The sequence below is a fragment of the uncultured Tenacibaculum sp. genome (assembly GCF_947495995.1).
Classification (GTDB): Bacteria; Bacteroidota; Bacteroidia; order Flavobacteriales; family Flavobacteriaceae; genus Polaribacter.
In genome coordinates this window covers 799,986-821,746 of the sequence record NZ_CANMAX010000002.1, presented here as the reverse complement: position 1 = coordinate 821,746, position 21,761 = coordinate 799,986, and the positions used below count along the sequence as shown (strand labels likewise).

Genomic DNA, 21,761 nt, shown 5'->3' with positions numbered 1-21,761 from the left:
TGACGTTAATAATTATAAAACAAACAAAAATGAAAAAGAAAATAGAACAAACATTTTTAGGATTAGCAGTAGGAGATGCTTTGGGAGTTCCTGTGGAGTTTAAAACAAGATTTGAATTACAGCAAAATCCAGTAAAAACAATGAGAGCGTTTGGTTCTCATCATCAACCCAAAGGAACTTGGAGTGATGATAGTTCTTTAACATTTTGTTTGGCTGAAAGTTTATGTAAAGGTTATGATACAAAATCTATAGCTACAAATTTTTTACGTTGGTATAATGATAGTTACTGGACAGCACATGGAGAAGTTTTCGATATCGGAATTGCAACAAATACAGCAATAAATTCTTTCGCTAAAGGAACGCCAGCAACATTATCTGGTGGAACTGATGAATTTGATAATGGAAATGGATCTTTAATGAGAATTAGTCCGTTAGCATTTTATGTAAAAGATATGTCAATCGAAGAACGATTTCAAAAAGTGAAAGAAGTTTCTTCGATTACACATGGGCATATCCGTTCTGTGCTGAGTTGTTTCATTTATATGGAGTTCATGTTAGTCTTATTAAGCGGATTAGAAAAATTTGAAGCTTATAAAAGAATGCAACAAACCGTAAATAATTTTTTAAATGAAAACGCGATTTGTTCTGAAAGTGAAATCAATAAGTTTCATAGAATATTAGAAAATCCAATAGGTGATTATACAATTGAACCTGTATATAAATTGGAAGAAAAACAGATTAGTGGATCGGGTTATGTATTAAATACTTTAGAAGCGAGTTTGTGGAGTTTTTTAACTACATATTCTTATGCTGAAGCAGTTTTAAAAGCAGTGAATTTAGGTGAAGATACAGATACAACTGCTTGTGTTACCGGAGCCTTAGCAGGTTTATATTATGAAGAAGATAGTATACCAAAAGATTGGTTACATGATTTAGTAAAAAGAGAAGAAATAATCGATTTATCACATCGGTTTTCAAAAAGTTTAGAAAAATGAAAAATAGAATAGATTTAGCAAAAAGATCACTAACAGGTATTGCAATTGGAGATGCTTTTGGTGATAGTTTTTTTAGAGAAAGAGCAATTGTAGAATCTGCTTTAGAAAATAGATTCATTCCAGAAACAGAGTGGAGATATACAGATGATACAATTATGGCGATTCCTTTATTAAAATCTTTAGAGTTGTTTGGAGAAATAAATCAAGATTTTGTTGCAAATCAGTTCGCTCAAAACTTTTTGAAAGACAGACATAGAGGTTACGGACCATCAATGCACAGAAAATTACTAGAATTTGATGTTAATAAAAATTGGTTAGAAATATCAAAATCAAGTTTTAATGGTACTGGATCGATGGGAAATGGTAGTGCAATGCGAGTTGCGTTAATTGGTGCATATTTTTATGATGATTTAAGTAAGGTTGCAGAACAAGCAAAACTTTCATCAGAAATAACGCATTATAACAACGAAGCTATAGCCGGAGCAATAAGTGTAGCAATTGCTACTGCCTTATGTACAAAAAGTAACGAGTTAAATAAAGAAGCTTGGTTAGATACAATTATTGATTTTACACCAGAAAGTGATTTAAAATATAAAATCAAAAAGATTAAGCATTTACCTAAATCGTACGATATACGAACTATAGTAACTGCTTTAGGAAACGGAACAAAAATGTTGGCTCAAGATACTGTTCCAATTGCGTTATGGAATGTATATCACTATCTAGGAGATTTTGAAGAGTCACTTTGGAATACAGTTTCAGCATTAGGAGATAGAGATACAACTTGCGCAATAGTAGGAGGAATTAATATGATGTGTTCTAAAGAAAGTTGCGTTCCAAAACAATGGGGAAATGATGTAGAAAAATGGAACGAGAGTATTTTTTATAAATAAAGAATTTTAGAAAATGAAAAAGATAAAGTTATATAGACCTGTAGGAGAAAAAGAAATGCAATTAATAGCTGAAAGCGGATTTAAAAAATTTCCACCAAGATTAGAATGGCAACCTATTTTTTATCCTGTTTTAAATGAAGAATATGCTTCAGAAATAGCAAGTAAATGGAATACCACAGATCCTTTTGGAAACTATTTAGGGTTTGTAACAGCTTTTGAAATTTCTGAAGAAGAATTTAAAAAATACCCAATTGAAAATGTAGGAGGAATAATTCATAATGAATTGTGGGTTCCAGCAGATCAATTGGAAAGTTTTAATGAGTCGATACAAGGAGAAATTAAAACACTTAAAGTTTATATCGGTAAAGATTATAAAACTAGTGAAAGTTTACTTGTAAATGAAATTATGAAAACTGTAGAGAATTATAGAAAATGACAATTTTATAATTGCATTGTCACCTCGAGCGGAGTCGAGAGGTTTTTAATATGAACTTATTACAAAAGTAAAATATTGACTTCGCTCGATTAGACATTTAAATTATGTATTATGAAAATTGAATTACATAAAGGAGATATTACTAAAATAGCAGTAGATGCAATTGTAAACGCAGCAAATTCTAGTTTATTAGGTGGAGGAGGAGTAGACGGAGCAATCCATAGAGCAGGAGGAAAAGCTATTTTAGAAGCTTGTCAAGAGATTAGAAATCGCCAAGAAAAATGTAAAACAGGAGAATCAGTAATTACAACTGCCGGAAATTTACCAGCTAAAAAAGTAATCCATACTGTTGGTCCGGTTTATAACGGAGGAAGTCGATTAGCGTTGGAAAAAGAATTATTGATCAACTGTTATAAAAATAGTATGTTATTAGCGAAGGAACATGATTTAGAAACGATTGCTTTTCCGAATATTAGTACAGGGATTTATAAGTTTCCTAAACAATTAGCAGCAGAAATAGCTATTGAAACGGTAAAAGAATACCCAGTTGTAGAAAAGCTAATTTTTGTCTGTTTTGATGAAGAGAATTTTACGATTTACAAGGAGATTTTAAAAAAAGAAAAATGAAAGAGATAAAATATATAAAAGGAGATGCTACTTCACCTCAGGCAAAAGGAGTTAAAATTATAGCTCATATATGTAATGATTTAGGAGGCTGGGGAAAAGGATTTGTTTTGGCTATTTCAAAAAGATGGAAGGAGCCAGAGGCCAGTTATAGGAAATGGTATAGAGAAAGATCAGAAAATGATTTTGAGCTTGGAAATATTCAAATTATACAGGTTGAAAAGTTTGTATATGTATGTAATATGATTGGGCAAAGAGGAATGAAAACTGGAAGTAATGGAGTTCCAATACGATATGAAGCAGTTAGTAAATGTCTTGAAAAATTGTCTGATGTAGCTAAAGAGTTAAATGCTTCTGTACATATGCCAAGAATAGGATGTGGATTAGCAGGAGGTAAATGGGAAAAAATAGAACCAATTATCAAAGAGAATTTAATAAAAAATGAAATCGATACAATAGTGTATGATTTTAAATAAAAAAAGTGATTATTTGGAGTAAAAAACGAAGTGATCTATAAATCAATAAAAAGATTACTTCATTTCATTCGTAATGACGTAATAAAATATAAAAGAAATGAAACTAACAATACATGGATATTCAACAGCATTATTTTCAACATGGTACTTTATTGAAGAGCTTGGATTGTTATTTGATGCTGGTGATGGATTAATAGCAAATTTACTAGGTAAAGCTAATAAAATAAAGCATGTGTTTATTTCTCATGCTGATAGAGATCATTTAGGAGGTTTAATGCAATACAATCAATTATGTGCACATCGTAAACCGACAATTTATTATCCTAAAGACGCAAATTCATTTAGATTTTTAGAAAATTTCACTAGTCAATTTGATCCACATACATCAGGAACAATATGGAATAGTTTAGAAGACGAACAAGTTATTCAGATAAAATCTGGAATAGAAGTTTTATGTTTCGAAAATCAACATATAGATGTGAAAGATCAATTAAAAAGTTTGTCTTTTCAAGTATTTGAAACCAAGCATAAATTGAAGCAAGAGTTTACAAATTTATCTTCAAAAGAGATTATCGCTATAAAACAAGATAAAGGAGAAGATTTTATCAAAGAGAAGATTAAAAATTCAGTTCTAGTGTATTCGGGAGATACACCAGTGTATGATTATTCAAAATATGATAATTGTGGAGTGTTAATTCATGAAGCCACATTTTTAAAGAAAGAAGAAGTAGAAAAAGGTAATGACAAAAATAAACACAGTTCTTTAGAAGAAGTGTTAGAAATGGTGAGTCAGATCAATATTGAAAAACTAATTTTAGGTCATTTTTCATCACGATATGATATGCAACTGATCGATCAAACGATTAAAGAACTCATTACATACTATAATATTAAAATACCAGTATTTAGAGTTCCTTTAGGTCGATCTCAAAGAGATATTTTAAATCAAAAACCTTTGAATTAACTATAGTTAAAATTAGAGATTGTGTATAAGTATATAATGTCAAAACGACACAGTCGAGATCAATTAAAAACAAAACAAAATGAACGAAAGAGAAATAAAAAATATAAGTAAGTTTCTAAGTCTACTACTTAGACATCAACCTGATTTAATCGGATTGAAATTAGATGAAAATGGTTGGGCAGATGTAGCTGAACTTATTGAGAAATCGAAAAGAAAAGGAAAGTACTTTTCAATAGAAAAACTAGAAGAAGTAGTTGCTACAAATGATAAAAAGCGATTTAGTTTTAATGAAGATCAAACAAAGATTAGAGCCAATCAAGGTCATTCTTTAAAAACGATTGATTTAAAATTAGAAGCTATTCAACCGCCAGAATATTTATATCACGGAACGGTATCAAAGTTTATGCAATCGATAAAAGAAAAAGGATTGCAAAAAATGAGTAGACAACATGTGCATTTAAGTCAAGATTTAGAAACAGCAACAAAAGTTGGAAGTAGAAGAGGAGTTCCTACGATTTTAACTGTTCGTTCAGGAGCAATGCATGTGGCAGGATTCGAATTCTATCAATCTAAGAACGGAGTATGGTTAACTGATTATGTGCCAGCAAAGTTTATAGAATTCAAGTAGAAGAAATATCAAACTAGATTTTCGTCCGCCATCACGAGGAAGATTGACGAAGTGATCTTTTTATTGATAGTCTTTGAATATTATTTAAATAAAACGACTATGAAAAAAATTAATGTACACGACGAAATATTTTTAATAGAAAACTTCCTTTCAGAAGAAGAGTGTTTTGAGTATTTACTAAAATATCAGACAGTAGATTTTGAAGAAGCAAAAATTTCTGTAGATGGAAATCAGGTAATGAACAAAGGAATTCGTAATAACGATCGTTATTTGTTTTTTGATGAAGATTTAGGGCAAGATTTCTGGAATCGATTGCAAGATTTTATTCCTAAGCAAGTTGGATTTTATGAAGGAATTGGCTTAAATGAAATGTTTCGAGTATATAAATACACCCAAGGTCAACGCTTTAAAATGCACATTGATGGAAGTTACAGAAGGAATTTAGAAGAGCAAAGTTTCTATTCTTTTCTAATTTATTTGAATGATGATTTTGAAGGAGGAGAAACAGCTTTTAGAAACATTGGTACAGTAAAACCGAAGAAAGGAACTGCTTTAGTTTTCAGACATCGATTACGTCATGAAGGAAAAGAGTTAATTTCAGGAGTAAAGTATGTGTTAAGAACAGATGTAATGTATAGAAGGGTTTAAAAGTTAATTACGAAAAGTGTCATAAAGAGAATACACCTAAAAATCTACCGCAAGATACGTGAAGAATGAAAAGTTGTTTGAGCGATAGCGAGTTCTTTTCATTTAGTATCGAGGATATTATTTTTAGAGTGATATGATCTTAAGACTAGATTTTTTTGATTCTTTTTTCATCAATGGAAAAAAGAATGATAAATAAAGAAATAAAATGAAAGAGTTAAAAGAAATACTAACTAAAGTAAATTCAAAAAATAATAGAAATAACATCACGTTCCTAACAGGAGCAGGAATATCATCAGCAAGTGGAATTCCAACCTACCGAGGAACTGATGGAATATGGATAAAAGGAACGAAATATTACAAACCAGAATCGTTTGGAACTTTTGAACATTTTAGTAAGAATGCAGATGAAGTTTGGCAATACACATTTTTTAGAAAGAAAATGTTTGCAGAAGCTGAACCGAATGCATCGCATTTTAAATTAGTTGAAATAGAAAACACTTTACAAGATCGTTTTCATTTAATCACACAGAATATAGATAACTTGCATCAAAGAGCAGGATCTAAAACTGTATACGAAATACATGGTAATTTAAGAGAAATGCGTTGTGCAGATGAGTGTTCGAAAGATGTTTATGAAATGCCTAAAGAAATTCAGCTAAAAGCTATAGATGAGGATTTAAGTTACGATGAAAAGCAATTATTAGTGTGTCCAAAATGTGGAACAGATACGCGTCCGAATATTTTATGGTTCGATGAGTTTTATAATGAACGAAATTTTAAACTTCACACAACATTAAAAATAGCTAAAAATTCTGGAGTTTTAATAATTTTAGGCAGTTCTGGTGCTACTACTTTACCGAATAGATTAGTAGAACAAACAATTAAATATGGGGGAGCTGTAATAGACGTAAATCTAGAAGACAACAACTTTACAGAAAACTTCGAAGATAAAAAGCAGTTTTACAAGTTTAGAGGTACAGCGCTAGATTTTTTAACACAATTTCAAGAAGCATTATAAAATGGAACCAAGAACATTTACCATAGGAGATATACACGGAGGCTTATTAGGCTTACGTCAGTTAATTGATAAACTAGAATTACAACAAAACGATACGTTAATTTTCTTAGGAGATTATGTAGATGGTTGGAGTGAATCTGCTCAGGTTATCGATTATTTAATGAAATTAAGAGAAAAACACGATTGTATTTTCATAAAAGGAAATCACGATGAATATTGTGAAAACTGGTTAAGAAGTGGAATAACGAATGACATTTGGTTGTTTCATGGAGGTGTAAAAACAATTGAAAGTTATGAAGGATATACAGAATATGATAAACTACAGCATTTACAGTTTATAGAGCAAATGAAGTTATTTCATATTGATGCTGATAATCGATTATTTATTCATGCAGGATTTTCATCAATGCACGGACCGCAAAAAGAAGTATATGAATCTAATTTTAATTGGGATCGAACACTTTGGGAAACGGCAATTTCTTTAGATAAAACTTTAGATAAAAATTCACCATTGTACCCGAAACGATTGACTTTATTTCATGAGATTTATATCGGACATACACCAACAACTAGATATAATCAATTCGGACCAATGAACGGAGCTAATGTTTGGAATGTAGATACAGGAGCAGCTTTTAAAGGACGTTTAACGGCCTTAAATATCGACACAAAAGAGTTTATACAAAGTGAAGAGTTGTATTCATTATATCCAGATGAAAGCGGAAGAAATGAAAGTCCTTATAATGTTATTAAAAAGAAATATAATATTCCAGATTAATAAATTCTATAATTATTCGAAATGTGTAGTTAAAGAACAAACGTCAACCTGAATTTACCTGTGCTGAATTTATTTCAGTATTTCAGGTTCTCATCAAAATAAGATTGAAGAATATAATATTTTAAATTAATAATAAATATAAGCTGTCATTAGAAAATAAGCCTAAAAAACCACCGTAAGACACGTAAAAAATAAAAAGTTGTTTGAGCGTAGCGAGTTCTTTTTATTTAGTGTCGAGGATGAGATTTTTAGAACTTAATTTTCTTAAGACTAGATTTTTTTGATTCTTTTTTCATCAATGGAAAAAAGAATAATTAACTATTTAAACTAATCTCATGATTGTTATTCAAAGTAAAAGAAGAAAGGTAGAAAACATACTTAAAGATTTTCCAGATGCGGTTATAGTTGATGTAACTTCAAAAGGAGAAATGCCAATGGTAAAGTTTAGTCCGTTTTATCCTGTAGGAAATATTCCAATTCCTTTTTCTCAAGGTAAATTTTCAGCTTCTGTGGAAGGAATATGGCAAGGATTAAAAGTTTTTGAAGCACAAGATGTAGATGAATCAAAGTTTGAGGTTACTTCTATGAAAGGTTTAAAAAGAACAGTTCGAAAATTTGGAAAACCTTTAGGACATAGAAAAGGAGTGAAAGGAGAGGAACTGTTGGATTATATATCAGCAAGAAAGGAAATTTATTTGCCAATATATAATTGGGTTTTAGATCATGTTTTACAATATGAATTAAGTGAACTAATTGAATTATCGAAGAATAAAACATTAGTTCTTTTAGATTATGAAACTAATGAAGATATCGAAAATCCTAGAAAACCTCTATCTCATGCTGGATTGATAAAAATGAAAATAGAAGGAAGACTTTAAAGAATTAATAAAACAACGTCATTGCGATTGGAACTAGGTGAAAAGAAGCAATCTTTTTGTTTGATGTTAAATTATTCTAGAATAGAATAAAGAGATTACTTCACTTTGTTCGTAATGACAATTTATATTTAAGAATAAATAAAAAGCTATGAAATATTCAAATACAACTATACAAGAAAGATATAATACAGGAGAATATTTAAAATACGTATTCTTCTGGGGACATCAACCAAAGAAAGATGGAACTATTAGCAAATCATGTTTTAGTCAATGGTGGGAGTCTGATTTTGTTATCAACGGAATTACATACAAAACTGCTGAACATTATATGATGGCAGAAAAAGCTAGATTGTTTAACGATGATGAGGTTTTAGCAGAAATCTTATCCTCAAATCATTCGCATGATGTCAAACAACTAGGACGAAAAGTAAAAGGATTCAATTCATCAGTTTGGGATAATCATAAGTATTTAATTGTCTATAAAGGGAATTTAGCTAAGTTTTCTCAAAACGATGCATTAAAAGAATTTCTAATGAACACCAAAGATAGAATCTTGGTAGAAGCTAGTCCGTATGATAAAGTATGGGGAGTTGGTTTGGCTTCAGATTACAAGAATATTGAAAATCCGAATAGATGGAAAGGATTAAATCTATTAGGATATGTTTTAATGGAAGTTCGTGATAAGTTAGTAGAATAATGAATTTATATGAAATAGTATTAGGAATAGCAATTGGCGACGCTTATGGAGCAGGTGTAGAATTTCAAGATAGAAATTGGATAAGAAAACATGTTGATTTTTCCTCTTTTGTAAACGTAAGACACAAAATTCAAGTACCTGAAGAAAAGATAAGTGTATTCACTGAAAATTATCATGATTGGGAATATACCGATGATACCGAAATGACTATTGGTGTATTAAAAGCATTACAGTCTAAAGAAAAGTTTTCTGAAGCTTTATTAGTACAAAAATGGATTGAAGAGTATGAAAAAGGGAAACTAGAAAAAGGTTACGGACGAAACGGACACGGATCAATGCGTTGGTATTTTTCAGGAGAAAAAACTATTGAAGAAATTCGTGAATTTCAAAAAGGTCGTCCAAATCCTGGGAATGCTCCAGCAATGCGATCTGTTCCTTTAGGTTTAATAAAAAGTGATCTTATAAACCAATATGCTGAAATCAATGCAAATGCAACGCATCCAAATATAAATGCCATATTATCTAGTCAATGTATCGCTAGAGCTACAGAGTTTTTAATTCAGAAGAATGGTAATGTAAAAGACATAATAGAATATTGTTTTAAAACAGTTTCATTAAATGAAGAATACAAGACATATTTACGTTTGATTGAAAATTTACCAGATTATAATGACTTGACAAATAATGATTTTGTCATTCTTTGTGGAAAACAACCAATTGAAGCTCCTTATTTTTTAAGTGGAATTCATGGAATGCCTTCAGATTCAAAATATACAGCAGGTTGCGTTTTATATATTTTAAAACAGAGTACAGATACTTTTGATGCGTTACAAAAATCAATTGATTTAGGAGGAGATGTAGATTCAGTGGCTTCTATTACAACTGGTATTATGGCTGGAATATATGGCTTAGAAAGTATTCCAAACTACATGATTGCTAATGTAGAAGGAAAAAATTACTTTAAAAAAATAGCTAAAAACCTTAAATTTTAATTTTATTGCGTAAAAATAACGCAAAATATTTTGTAGATCTGTTTTCTTGATTTATATTTGTGTTGTAATTACGCAAATAGATTTGTTTGTGATAAAATAAATAGTATGAGTGAAGAATTAAAACCAAGATTTGTTGATGCCTTACGAAGGAATAACGATCAAATTAGAGAAGACAGAGCCAAAACTATTGGAGAAGATGCAGAATTAATCTATCGAAGAAGAGTAGAAGACATCGAGTTAAAAATTAAAAGATTAACTAGAGAACAAGAAGGAGCGATAGACATCAGTCCATTAGATAAAAACAGTTTAACGTTTGCAGATTTTGACCCGGAAAGTTTTGTGATAAAAGACATAGAATTATCCTTAAAAATCAGAAACTTAAACATTCAATTAGAAATTGCACAAAAACGATACGAATACTTATTCGGTAAAAAAATATAATTATGGGAGGAACTAGATACAATTTAAGTAAAAGAGCTTTAAAAGCACAAAAGGAAGGTTATGCAAGCAAGTCAATGAATGAAATCTTCAAGCAAAATAGAGAAAGACGTGCGCACAACTCAATGAATCCGAATGGAGTAGATTTCAGAGAAGCAAGAGATTCAGAAGTACACCCAAATTCATTTCCAGTAATCTTAGCACTAGATGTTACAGGAAGTATGGGACATATTCCACACGATTTAATTAAAGAAGGTTTACCTAAGTTAATGGGTGGAATTATTCAAAATGGAGCAGAAGATGTCGCTTTATTATTCTTAGGAATTGGAGATCATGAATGTGATAGTTATCCATTACAAGTTGGTCAATTTGAATCTGGTGATGAAGAATTAGATATGTGGTTAACGAGAACTTATATCGAATCTGGTGGAGGTGGAAATGCAGGTGAAAGTTACTTGTTATCATGGTATTTCGCTGCTTTTCATACCAAAACAGATGCTTTTGAAAAGAGAAATCAAAAAGGAATTTTATTTACGATTGGAGACGAACCTAATTTGAAACATTTACCAGCTTCAGCAATACAAGAAATTATGGGAAGTGGTCAGCAAACATTTTCAGAAATGGAACTGTTTCAAGAAGTTCAAAAGAAATATGATGTGTTCCATATTAGTGTTAATCATTCTGGAAGAGCTATTCAAGCAGAAAAAGGCTGGAAACAGTTATTAGGAGATAATTGTATTTCTGTAAGTGATTATAGAACAATTCCTGAAGTTATTACAAAAGTAGTATGTGAAAATTATCCAGCAGCAAGAGGAAAAACAGATATTTCAGGAGTAAATTTTGATGATATAGAAATGTTATAAAGATGAAAAAAGCAAAAATAGTTATAGGATTAGGTTTTGGTGACGAAGGGAAAGGTATTACAACAGATTTTTTGTGTACTAAAAATCCTGAAGCTATAGTAGTTCGTTTTTCGGGCGGACAACAAGCAGCGCACACGGTTAAAATTGGAGACAGAAAACACGTACACTCTAGCTTTTGTAGTGGAGCATTACGCGGATTACCTTCTTATTTTAGTGAACACTGTACTATTCATCCTACTTTTTTGCATACAGAATTACAAGAATTAAAAAAGAAGAAAGGCAACGTTACTTTGTCAGTTCATCCATTGGCAAAAGTAACGACTCCTTTCGATGTTTGGTCTAATAGGAAAAACAGTAAAAATTTAGCTCACGGAAGTTGCGGTAAAGGAATAGGGGCAACGATGAAGAGAAATGAAGGTCCGTATAAATTGTATGCAATCGATTTGGTCGGTCCTAAATCTATGCTTTTAGAAAAACTAAACAGTATTGCAAACTATTACGGATTATTTGATATTCCAGAATTGGCAAATGAAGTAGCATATTTTTTAGATTGTGTTTCCGATTTAGATATAAAAATTAAAGATTATTCTTTCTTAAATACATATGAAACTATTATTTTCGAAGGCAGCCAAGGAGTATTGTTAGATATGAATCATGGTACGTTCCCTAATGTTACTTATGCAAATACAACAGCAAAAAATGCCATTGAGATTTGTGAAAAGTTAAACATTGATGAGATAGAAACCTATTATATCACAAGATCTTATGCGACACGACATGGAAATGGTTGGATGCTAAATGAAGAAGAGTTAGAATTGGTAAATACAGAAGAAGAAACCTGTGTTTACAACGAATTTCAGAAACATTTGCGAACAGCTAAACTAAACATACCGTTGTTATTACACGCGAAAAATATCGATCAGATTTATAATAAATCAAAGAAATCAACTTTAGTAATGACGTGTTTAGATCAATATCAACCAGAATTAAATTGGGAGTTATTAAAAGAACATTTTGATGAATTTTATGGCTCTTACGGTGCAGAATCAACAGCAATTAAAAAAATAAACATATGAATCCCTTATTATATACAGACGGATACAAAGTAGATCACAGAAGACAATATCCTGATAATACTACTTTAGTTTATTCTAACTGGACACCAAGAAAAAGTAGAATTGAAGGTGTAAATGAAGTTGTATTCTTTGGTTTACAATACTTTATTAAAAAATATCTTATTGAAGATTTCACTAAAAACTTCTTTCAACAGCCGAAAGATGAAATTTCTAAAAAATATGCTAGACGTATTAATAATTATATAGGAGGTAATCAAGTTGGTGTAGCACACATTGAAGCGTTACATGATTTGGGATTTTTACCAATGGTAATTAAAGCATTACCAGAAGGGGTTTCTGTCCCTATCCGAGTTCCAATGTTTACCATGTATAATACGTTACCAGAGTTTTTTTGGTTAACAAATTATTTTGAAACTTTATTATCTACAACAATTTGGATGCCTTGTAACTCGGCTACGATAGCTAAACAGTATCGTAATATATTATGCAAATATTCTAAAGAGACTTCTTCAGAATTTTTGGCTGTAGCATTTCAAGCTCATGATTTTTCTATGAGAGGTATGGCTGGTTTAGAAGCAGCAATGCTTTCTGCATCAGGACACTTATTAAGTTTTTGGGGAACAGATACGATACCTGCAATCGATTTTCTTGAGGAGTATTATAATGCAGATTCTGATAATGAAGTAGTAGGCTTTTCGGTAGCAGCAACTGAACACTCTGTAATGTGTATGGGAACGAATAGTGGAGAAGAAGAAACATTTAAAAGATTAATTACAGAAGTGTATCCTAAAGGAATTGTTTCTATTGTTTCTGATACTTGGGATTTATGGAAAGTATTAACAGAATATCTTCCGAACTTAAAAGAAGAGGTTCTGGCTAGAGATGGAAAAGTAGTTATTCGTCCAGATAGTGGAGATCCAGTTGATATTATTTGTGGAAATCCAAATGCGACTTCAGAAGTTGAACAAAAAGGAGTAGTAGAATTACTTTGGGATATTTTTGGAGGAGTTACAAATGAAAAAGGATATAAAGAATTAGATGCGCACATCGGAGCTATTTATGGTGATAGTATCACTTTAGCTAGAGCAACTCAAATTTGTGAGCGATTAAAACAAAAAGGATTTGCATCTACTAATGTTGTTTTAGGAATCGGTTCTTTTACATATCAGTATAATACTAGAGATACGTTTGGATTTGCTATGAAGGCAACCTACGGGGAAGTAGCTGGAGAAGGAAGAGCCATTTTTAAAGATCCAATTACAGATGACGGAACTAAAAAATCAGCGAAAGGATTAATTAAAATTGAAAAAGAAAATGATACGTATAAATTAGTTGATCAAGTTTCTTGGGAAGAAGAACAAAAAGGTGAACTAAGAGAAGTATATAGAGATGGAAAATTATTAATTGATGATAGTCTATCAGCAATTAGAAATAGATTATTATAAAAAAAAGGAAGCAATTTGCTTCCTTTTTTATTTTATATAATGTAGATATAATTAACTATTTCTACGTTTATTAGCGATAAGTGTATTCTTTAATAACATTGCTATAGTCATTGGTCCAACACCTCCAGGAACTGGAGTGATAAATGAAGATTTCTCTGCTACTTCATCAAAAGCAACATCTCCAACTAATCTAAATCCACTTTTTTTAGAAGCATCAGCAACTCTAGTAATTCCAACATCAATTACAACGACACCTTCTTTTACCATATCACCTTTTAAAAATTCAGGAATACCAATAGCTGCAACAATAATATCTGCTTCTTTTGTAATTGCTTCTAAATTTTGAGTTCTACTGTGTGTCAATGTAACTGTTGCATTTCCTACTTTTCTCTTTTGAGAAAGCAAAATACTCATCGGACTTCCAACGATATGACTACGTCCAATAACGACTACATTTTTTCCTGAAGTTTCAACTTCATAACGATCTAGTAATTCTAAAATTCCGAATGGAGTTGCAGAAATAAAAGTTGGTAAGTTTAAAGCCATTCTACCAACATTTTCAGGGTGAAAACCGTCTACATCTTTAGCAGGATCTACAGCTAATAATACCTTTTGTTCGTCGATATGTTTAGGTAAAGGTAACTGTACGATAAATCCATCAATATCATTATCGACATTTAAAATTTCAATTTCATTTAACAATTCAGCTTCAGTAGTTTCTTCTGGTAGTTGAATTAAAGTCGATTCGAAACCTACACGCTCACATGCTTTTACTTTAGCATTTACATACGTTAAGCTAGCTCCGTCGTTTCCAACGATAATTGCAGCTAAATGTGGTGCTTTTTTCTCATTTCTCTTTAACTCTCCAACTTCTAAAGCAATTTCTTCTTTAATGTCTGCAGAAGTCTTTTTTCCGTCTAATAAAATCATTTCTTGTTGTTAGTGTGTTGTTTATGTTACGTAAATAAAAAAGAGAAGTGGGCACACTTCTCTTCTGTAATTTTTTATCTCATTCCTCGCATCATCTGCATCATTCTTTTGCCTCCGCCGCCTTGCATCATTTTCATCATTTTGCTCATTTGATCAAATTGTTTCATGAGCTGATTTACTTCTTGTACCGAGGTTCCAGAACCTTTTGCGATTCTCTTTTTTCTACTTGCGTTTATAACAGAAGGTTTACTTCTTTCTTCAGGAGTCATTGAAAAAATGATTGCCTCAATTCCTTTGAATGCATCATCATCAATATCTACATCTTTTAATGCTTTTCCAGCACCAGGTATCATTCCAACTAAGTCTTTCATGCTACCCATTTTCTTGATTTGCTGAATCTGATTTAAGAAATCGTCAAAACCAAATTGGTTTTTAGCAATTTTCTTCTGTAATTTTCTAGCTTCAGCTTCATCGTATTGTTCTTGAGCACGCTCAACTAATGACACAACGTCTCCCATTCCAAGGATACGATCAGCCATACGATTCGGGTGGAATACATCAATTGCATCCATTTTTTCACCTGTACCAATAAACTTAATTGGTTTATCAACTACAGATTTAATAGATAATGCAGCACCACCTCTTGTATCACCATCTAACTTCGTTAATACAACTCCGTCAAAATTTAAAACATCATTAAAGGCTTTGGCAGTGTTTACTGCATCTTGCCCTGTCATAGAATCTACAACAAATAATGTTTCATTTGGATTAACAGCTTTATGAATATTAGAAATCTCTGTCATCATTTCTTCATCAACAGCTAAACGACCAGCGGTATCAATAATCACCACATTTTTACCGTTTGCTTTTGCATGCTTAATTGCATTCTGAGAAATTTCAACAGGATTTTGGTTTCCTACTTCAGCATAAACTTCAACACCGATTTGTTCTCCAACAACTTGTAACTGATTAATAGCGGCAGGACGATAAACATCACAACCTACTAATAATACTTGTTTAGTTTTCTTGTTTTTTAAGTAATTGGCTAGCTTACCAGAGAAAGTTGTTTTACCCGATCCTTGTAAACCAGACATTAAAATTACAGTCGGACTTCCACCAAGGCTGATACCAACAGTATCTCCACCCATTAATTCAGTTAACTCATCTTTTACGATTTTTACCATTAACTGACCAGGATTTAACGTAGTTAATACGTCTTGTCCCATGGCTTTTTCCTTAACCGAGTTTGTGAATTGTTTTGCAATTTTAAAGTTAACATCGGCATCTAAAAGTGCTCTACGAACTTCTTTTAAAGTTTCGGCAACGTTAACCTCATTTATCTTACCATGACCCTTCAGCGAGTGTAGAGCCTTATCTAATTTTTCACTTAAATTATTAAACATCGATGTCTGCTACATTTTTTAGAGGCACAAATATAGGTATTTTAAGAGTAGTTTTCAATTAAATCTGTTGTGTGATGTTCAGTATGATGTGCTGTCCACATAATTATTTCGCGAAGTGGCATTTTTCCTAGTAATGGATGAGGTAAAATTAAGTTGTCAAGTTTATAATTACTTAATTTTTCGGTCTTGTATTGTAGTTTTTTATTTTGTTTTTTGAGCGTAGTTACAAGTTTAATTAACTTCTTTTCATCAGGTGTGCTTACTTTGCTGTTAAAATCTCTAGCCTTGTCTTTATATTTTATTAGTTTTTCATTGTATTTATTTACAATCTCATCGTAAGTTCTTAGTTCTCTATTCGTTGTTCCAAATTTTGCTTTTAAAATAAATGAGGGTAAACTTAAAGCAAGATTTAAAGGTTTTATAGAATCTACAAGATGCTGAATTTGTTGTCCTGCTGTCCATCTATTTTCTGGACCTTTTTCCCAATAATTTCCATCTTGCTGTGCAATCCATTCAAATAATTTTTGATGTTTTTCTTCCAGTAAATTTGAAATTGATTTTTTATCCATATTCGTGTAAAATGAAATGTATTTTAAAGATATAAAATTAAATTTTACAATTGACTACATTAAAAATACAGTTGATTACATTTCGTTTTTTTTAAGTGTAATCATCAAATACTTTTGAGCTTGTAAAACAAAAAATAGTAATTATGAAAACAAAATCAATCATATTAACGTTACTTATAATGTTGTCTTCTATCGCATTTAATGTAACAGCACAGACAAACATAAAAATCTATGGTAAGAACGGTAATTTAAAACGAAACATAGGAAATGTTGACTTATTCATTAAAGGTAAAGGAAACTTTAAAATAGAATATGAAGGTGATATTGAAGTTTCTGATGATGATAAAGAAATCGTATCTATTTCAAGAGGTGGTTTTATAGAAATTAAAACATCAAGCTTTGGAAAAAAGAGAAAGTTAGTAATTGAAGCAGAAAGAGGCGATTTAAATAGAAAATATTACGTAGGTAGAACAGAAAAAAGTTTCGAACCTGAAGGAAAATCTTGGTTAGCTGAAATTCTACCAGATATCATTAGAACTACAGGAATTGCTGCAGAAGCTAGAGTAGAACGTTTTTACAATAGAGGAGGAGCTACAGCTGTTCTTAACGAAATAAATGAATTAAAAGGAGACTATTCAAGATCAGCATATTTTAGATTGTTGTTAGAAAGAGATTTAAAAAGTTCTGATTTAATAAAACTATTGAGTTCTGCTAGTAAAAACATTACTTCTGACTATTATTTATCAAATATTTTACAGAAAAATCAGGATAAGTTTTTACAAAATTCAGAAACTATTTCAGCTTACATAAAAGCTACTAAAAGTATAAAATCTGATTACTATATGTCACAAGTATTAATGAATGCCATTAACAGTAAAAAAATCACAGACGATCAATTAGATGAATTATTAGCAATTTCTAATAATATTGATTCAGATTATTATTTATCTGAGGTATTAAGAAAAATACTTAACAATAGAAGTTTGAATAAATCGAACATGAATAAAATCATGAAACTTTCTAGCAAGATTGATTCAGATTATTATAAGAGTGAAGTATTAAAAGAGGCATTAAAGAAAGAAGACTTATCTAAAGAAAATTACAATGTTTTTATTGCATCTTTAGGTGATGTAGATTCAGATTATTACGCAGCAGGAGTTATAAAAGGTTTATTAAAGAAAGATTTAGATGATAAAACTTTAAGTGAATTGTTAAGTTTAATTGAAAAGAATGTAGATTCTGATTACTATGCTTCTGAGGTTTATAAAAAATTAGCCAAGAAAGATTTAACGGAAAGTCAATTAATCAAAGTTTTAGAAAATTTAACTTCAATAAGTTCAAGTAACTATTTATCATCTTCTTTAGTAGCATTTGCTCCGAAAGTGAAAAAATCTTCGCAACGAGTTAAAGATGCTTACATGGAAAGAGCTAAAACTATAAGTTCAGATTTATATTTAGGAAAAGCAATGAAAGCTGTTTACTAAATAGTATAAATTTTTAAAGTAGCTAGACATCTCTTTGATATTTAGCTACTTTAGCAATGAGATAAAATAAAATCAACTAGCGCTTAACTTCATGAAAAAAAATCTCTTGATTATAAGTATTGGATTAATACTTGGGGTTTCTATTGGATATTACATGCTAATTAGTGAGCAACAAGTACAACGTATTCAAACGTCTATACTTTTATTATTAGGTGTTTTAGGTATTGTTGTTGCGTATTTAAATACGGTAATTTCAAGTTTTTTAGATAAAAACATTTCATGGAAAAAAAACGAAGGCTTACGATTGTTTTCTGGAATTGTAATTCATTTTACTATTACTTTTTTAGCTAGCTATTTTGCCTGTTATGCGTATGTAAATGTAGTAGGTAATATTACAGATTTCTCTGAATACAAATTGTCGTTTATCAAATTGGGAATTTTGCTATGTATTGTCACTATTTTGTTTCAAGTTATTTACTTTGCTTTGTATTCTTACTATTCATATGCGACTTTACAGATTGAAGCGGTAAAATTAGAGCGAAATCAAATTGAACATCAGTTTGAAGCACTAAAATCACAATTGAGTCCACATTTTTTATTTAACGGATTAAATACAATTTCATCTTTAACTCATAAAGACAAAACAAAAGCTTCATTGTTTGTTAGAAAATTAGCTTTAATGTATCACTATGTTTTAAAGAGTTACATTGTAAAACTTACTAATTTAGAAAAAGAAATAACTTTAGTTGAATCTTATAATTATTTAATTTCTAATAGATTTAGCGGTAGGTATAATTGCGAAATTTCGATATCTCCTGATATCTTAAAAACTCATATTCCGCCATTATCAATACAAATGTTAGTAGAAAATGCGGTAAAACATAATGTAATGAGTAATGAACATCCTTTAGAGGTGAAAATTACCAATGATGAAGAGTTTATTTACATCAAAAATAACATTACATCTAAACCTAAAAATATAAGCTCATTTAAAATCGGATTAAAAAATATCAATAGTCGTTACTTACTACTCACAAAGAAAAATATAGAAGTAACTAATGGAGAAAACTTCTTAGTAAAACTACCGATAATTCGATGAAAAAGTTATTTATACATAAACCACTGTTTCGATTGTTAAGTCCTGTTTTTAATGGGGTAGTTGTGTATTTACTAATCTTATTGGTGAATAATAACGTTGCACAAGTTCAAGAAGAATTTTTAAGTGAAGAACTTTACGTTTGTATAGGTTTATCATACATAGTTCAAGAATTTTCTAGACTGTTATTGTTACTTATCAAAAGATTTGAATTGATAAAAAACACGTTGTTATCACTATTAATTCAAGCGTTAAGTTCTATTATTTTATGTATTGTAATAGTAACTTTTTTTATCAGTATTTACTATAAACAAGTATTAGGTTTTTCACCTGCTTTTGAAGAGTTACTATTGTTCAACAGTGTTTTTAGTGCGATTAGCATTATATATGTTTTACTGTTCTTGAGTCATGAATTTTTACATAAAATCAATGAGAAAAAATTAACAGAAGAGCGTCAATATCTTCAGTTAATTGAAGACGAATTTAGAGAATTTAAAGAAGGTATTAATCCTGATTTATTATTCGAGAGCTTTGAAAATTTATTAGTACTAATACAGAATGATCCAGATAGTGCAGATGATTTTATAGACCATTTAGCTACGATTTACAGATATATTTTATCGAGTAAAAATCAACAATTAGTTCCTGTTGAAGAAGAATTAGAAACGTGCGAAATATTGGTGAAACTATTTAATTATTTACCCTACAGAAACATCAGTATTATAAATCAGCTCGAAACCGAATTCTTAGTTGTGCCAAGAAGTTTGTTATTTATAATTGAACAGATTATTCGAACAACTATAATTTCTTCTAGTTTAAATTTAGAAATTGAACTTAAAGAACACAACGAAAGTTTTGTTTTGTCGTATGTAATCAATGATAAAATTACATCACCATTTACACAGCAAAATTTAAAAGAAATTCAACGAGTTTATGCTATTTATAGCGATATAGAAATAAAGTTAGCGCAGACAGATTTTAAAAGAACAATTACTTTTCCTAAACTAACTATTAAAAACTAAACCAAACCAATGAAAATTGTAATTATTGAAGATGAACCTTTAGCAGCAGAAAAACTAGAGCGATATCTTTTAAAATACGATACAAATATTCAAGTTATTGCAAAACATGAAAGTATTAGTAAGGCTGTAGATTGGTTTCAGTCTGATAATGATTTTGATGTTGTATTCATGGACGTGCAATTAATTGACGGATTAAGTTTTGAAATTTTCAATCAAACTATAATCAAAAAGCCAATCATTTTTGTTACAGCTTTCGACGAATATGCAATTGATGCTTTTAAAGTAAATAGTATCGATTATATACTAAAACCAATCACTTTTACAGATATTTCAAAAGCAATGACAAAATTAAAGTCAATGCATAATTTATTTGTGAAAAACGAAGCTATTACTAATGTTGCAGAAAGTTTAATTACTAGAAAATATAAAGATCGCTTTTTAGTAAAGCTAGGAAATCATATCCATTCTGTAAAAACGGAGGAAATTTCTCTGTTTTATGCTGATGGAAGAACGGTTTATTTGGTTACGAATACAGAAAAAAAATACATATTAGATTTTAAATTAGAAGATCTTGTAAAGGTTTTAGATCCTAAGAACTTTTTTAGAGTAAACCGAACATTTATAATTAGTATCAATGCAATACAAGATGTTTTAGTGTATTCAAATAGTAGATTAAAAATTATAACATCTTTTAAAGTAGACAAAGAAATTATCGTCAGTAGAGAAAAAGTAGCCCAATTTAAAAATTGGTTCGAAGGAAATTAACGAGCTATTTAATAGCTCGTTTTTTATGTCTTCTGATTCCTAAAATTAATCCACCAATACTAACAGATAAAATACCAATTAACACGACTAAGAGATCTTTTCCGTCATTCACAAAACTAGTGCCTAGTGTAATTAAAAGAAAAGCAAATCCCATAAATGTCCAAATGCTATCCGATTCTAATCTGTTTACATCAGGAAAATTAGGTTCTTTGTTTACCAATACTTTTAAGGTATCCCAATCCCAAATCAATAATAAAATATTGGCCAAAAGCATTAGTCCAGTTATAATTGGTGTTCCTCTAAAATCATAAGAAATGGTAATTACAAAAACATTAGCTATCACAGGAAAAAATACAACAGCTCCTAATTTAGAATAACGTTGTGTCATAAGTAATAACCCTGCAATTAATTGTCCAACTCCTATAAACTTCCAATACAAGCCAGATTGATATAAAGTTTCAAAAAAATGCCAAGCGGTGTTGATCGGATTTTCTGCACCGCTATCGGTCGTAAATCGTCGACCTTGAATTTTTTTTAAGCTAGCAAATACAAAAGCAAATCCTATTAAATACCTAGTGTATATAATAAATAACTGCGGTAATAGTTTATTTTTCATCTCTAATTTTTTACTTGGTTACTAAAA

General features: G+C 30.3%; 25 protein-coding genes. 21 read left to right on the top strand and 4 right to left on the bottom strand.

Features of this window, described 5'->3' with window-relative positions; translation table 11 throughout:
* The first annotated feature begins 29 nt into the window (after positions 1–29).
* The 17 genes from Q1A15_RS08965 to Q1A15_RS08885 all read left to right on the top strand — a co-directional run bounded on the left by Q1A15_RS08965 (position 30) and on the right by Q1A15_RS08885 (position 13,849).
* Positions 30–995 (top strand): ADP-ribosylglycohydrolase family protein, encoded by a 966-nt coding sequence (locus Q1A15_RS08965; RefSeq protein WP_299622026.1) that lies wholly within the window; start codon positions 30–32, stop codon positions 993–995.
* On the top strand, positions 992–1,888 hold the full coding sequence (locus tag Q1A15_RS08960) for an ADP-ribosylglycohydrolase family protein (protein WP_299622022.1): 897 nt from the start codon (positions 992–994) through the stop codon (positions 1,886–1,888). Before Q1A15_RS08965 ends, Q1A15_RS08960 begins: the two co-directional genes overlap by 4 nt.
* Before the next feature lie 13 nt (positions 1,889–1,901).
* Positions 1,902–2,324 (top strand): ADP-ribosylation/crystallin J1, encoded by a 423-nt coding sequence (locus Q1A15_RS08955; RefSeq protein WP_299622017.1) that lies wholly within the window; start codon positions 1,902–1,904, stop codon positions 2,322–2,324.
* 111 nt (positions 2,325–2,435) lie between these two features.
* Positions 2,436–2,951 (top strand): O-acetyl-ADP-ribose deacetylase, encoded by a 516-nt coding sequence (locus Q1A15_RS08950; protein WP_299622014.1) that lies wholly within the window; start codon positions 2,436–2,438, stop codon positions 2,949–2,951.
* Complete coding sequence (locus tag Q1A15_RS08945; protein ID WP_299622009.1) at positions 2,948–3,424, top strand: macro domain-containing protein; 477 nt, start codon at positions 2,948–2,950, stop codon at positions 3,422–3,424. Before Q1A15_RS08950 ends, Q1A15_RS08945 begins: the two co-directional genes overlap by 4 nt.
* A 97-nt stretch (positions 3,425–3,521) precedes the next feature.
* Positions 3,522–4,388, top strand: a complete 867-nt coding sequence (locus Q1A15_RS08940; RefSeq protein WP_299622004.1) for an MBL fold metallo-hydrolase — start codon at positions 3,522–3,524, stop codon at positions 4,386–4,388.
* A 79-nt stretch (positions 4,389–4,467) separates the two neighbouring features.
* On the top strand, positions 4,468–5,016 hold the full coding sequence (locus tag Q1A15_RS08935; protein WP_299622001.1) for an RNA 2'-phosphotransferase: 549 nt from the start codon (positions 4,468–4,470) through the stop codon (positions 5,014–5,016).
* 99 nt (positions 5,017–5,115) lie between these two features.
* Positions 5,116–5,664: a 2OG-Fe(II) oxygenase gene (locus tag Q1A15_RS08930; RefSeq protein WP_299621998.1), complete on the top strand. Its 549-nt coding sequence runs from the start codon at positions 5,116–5,118 to the stop codon at positions 5,662–5,664.
* A gap of 205 nt (positions 5,665–5,869) precedes the next feature.
* Positions 5,870–6,682, top strand: coding sequence for a Sir2 family NAD-dependent protein deacetylase (locus Q1A15_RS08925; protein WP_299621995.1), 813 nt, complete (start codon positions 5,870–5,872; stop codon positions 6,680–6,682).
* A 1-nt stretch (position 6,683) separates the two neighbouring features.
* On the top strand, positions 6,684–7,460 hold the full coding sequence (locus tag Q1A15_RS08920; RefSeq protein WP_299621992.1) for a metallophosphoesterase family protein: 777 nt from the start codon (positions 6,684–6,686) through the stop codon (positions 7,458–7,460).
* Between the two features lie 335 nt (positions 7,461–7,795).
* The gene (locus Q1A15_RS08915) at positions 7,796–8,338 is read left to right on the top strand and encodes a hypothetical protein (protein WP_299621989.1); all 543 of its coding nucleotides are present in this window, start codon (positions 7,796–7,798) and stop codon (positions 8,336–8,338) included.
* Between the two features lie 148 nt (positions 8,339–8,486).
* The gene (locus Q1A15_RS08910; protein WP_299621986.1) at positions 8,487–9,035 is read left to right on the top strand and encodes an NADAR family protein; all 549 of its coding nucleotides are present in this window, start codon (positions 8,487–8,489) and stop codon (positions 9,033–9,035) included.
* The gene (locus Q1A15_RS08905) at positions 9,035–10,027 is read left to right on the top strand and encodes an ADP-ribosylglycohydrolase family protein (protein ID WP_299621983.1); all 993 of its coding nucleotides are present in this window, start codon (positions 9,035–9,037) and stop codon (positions 10,025–10,027) included. Before Q1A15_RS08910 ends, Q1A15_RS08905 begins: the two co-directional genes overlap by 1 nt.
* A 105-nt stretch (positions 10,028–10,132) precedes the next feature.
* The gene (locus Q1A15_RS08900) at positions 10,133–10,468 is read left to right on the top strand and encodes a hypothetical protein (RefSeq protein ID WP_299621980.1); all 336 of its coding nucleotides are present in this window, start codon (positions 10,133–10,135) and stop codon (positions 10,466–10,468) included.
* A gap of 2 nt (positions 10,469–10,470) precedes the next feature.
* Positions 10,471–11,328, top strand: a complete 858-nt coding sequence (locus Q1A15_RS08895) for a hypothetical protein (RefSeq protein ID WP_299621977.1) — start codon at positions 10,471–10,473, stop codon at positions 11,326–11,328.
* A 2-nt stretch (positions 11,329–11,330) separates the two neighbouring features.
* Positions 11,331–12,404 (top strand): adenylosuccinate synthetase, encoded by a 1,074-nt coding sequence (locus Q1A15_RS08890; protein ID WP_299621974.1) that lies wholly within the window; start codon positions 11,331–11,333, stop codon positions 12,402–12,404.
* The gene (locus tag Q1A15_RS08885; RefSeq protein WP_299621971.1) at positions 12,401–13,849 is read left to right on the top strand and encodes a nicotinate phosphoribosyltransferase; all 1,449 of its coding nucleotides are present in this window, start codon (positions 12,401–12,403) and stop codon (positions 13,847–13,849) included. Before Q1A15_RS08890 ends, Q1A15_RS08885 begins: the two co-directional genes overlap by 4 nt.
* Positions 13,850–13,900: 51 nt before the next feature.
* Here the strand turns inward: Q1A15_RS08885 and folD are convergent, their stop codons facing one another.
* The 3 genes from folD to Q1A15_RS08870 form a co-directional block, all read right to left on the bottom strand.
* Positions 13,901–14,779, bottom strand: coding sequence for a bifunctional methylenetetrahydrofolate dehydrogenase/methenyltetrahydrofolate cyclohydrolase FolD (gene folD / locus Q1A15_RS08880; RefSeq protein WP_299621968.1), 879 nt, complete (start codon positions 14,777–14,779; stop codon positions 13,901–13,903).
* Between the two features lie 74 nt (positions 14,780–14,853).
* Positions 14,854–16,182: a signal recognition particle protein gene (ffh, locus tag Q1A15_RS08875; protein WP_299621965.1), complete on the bottom strand. Its 1,329-nt coding sequence runs from the start codon at positions 16,180–16,182 to the stop codon at positions 14,854–14,856.
* Between the two features lie 41 nt (positions 16,183–16,223).
* On the bottom strand, positions 16,224–16,751 hold the full coding sequence (locus Q1A15_RS08870; protein ID WP_299621962.1) for a DinB family protein: 528 nt from the start codon (positions 16,749–16,751) through the stop codon (positions 16,224–16,226).
* A 143-nt stretch (positions 16,752–16,894) separates the two neighbouring features.
* Here Q1A15_RS08870 and Q1A15_RS08865 point away from each other — a divergent pair, with 143 nt between their 5' ends.
* The 4 genes from Q1A15_RS08865 to Q1A15_RS08850 all read left to right on the top strand — a co-directional run bounded on the left by Q1A15_RS08865 (position 16,895) and on the right by Q1A15_RS08850 (position 21,118).
* A complete protein-coding gene (locus Q1A15_RS08865) occupies positions 16,895–18,235 on the top strand; it encodes a hypothetical protein (RefSeq protein WP_299621959.1) in 1,341 nt (446 codons plus the stop codon).
* 91 nt (positions 18,236–18,326) lie between these two features.
* Entirely contained in the window at positions 18,327–19,334 is a 1,008-nt protein-coding gene (locus tag Q1A15_RS08860) for a histidine kinase (RefSeq protein WP_299621956.1), read from the top strand.
* Entirely contained in the window at positions 19,331–20,353 is a 1,023-nt protein-coding gene (locus Q1A15_RS08855) for a histidine kinase (RefSeq protein ID WP_299621953.1), read from the top strand. The genes Q1A15_RS08860 and Q1A15_RS08855 overlap by 4 nt, the downstream gene beginning before the upstream one ends.
* A 9-nt stretch (positions 20,354–20,362) precedes the next feature.
* Positions 20,363–21,118 carry a LytTR family DNA-binding domain-containing protein gene (locus Q1A15_RS08850; protein WP_299621950.1) on the top strand — a complete coding sequence of 252 codons (756 nt, stop codon included), beginning with the start codon at positions 20,363–20,365 and terminating at the stop codon, positions 21,116–21,118.
* Positions 21,119–21,122: 4 nt separating this feature from the next.
* Here the strand turns inward: Q1A15_RS08850 and Q1A15_RS08845 are convergent, their stop codons facing one another.
* On the bottom strand, positions 21,123–21,734 hold the full coding sequence (locus Q1A15_RS08845) for a hypothetical protein (RefSeq protein WP_299621947.1): 612 nt from the start codon (positions 21,732–21,734) through the stop codon (positions 21,123–21,125).
* Between the last annotated feature and the right edge of the window lie 27 nt (positions 21,735–21,761).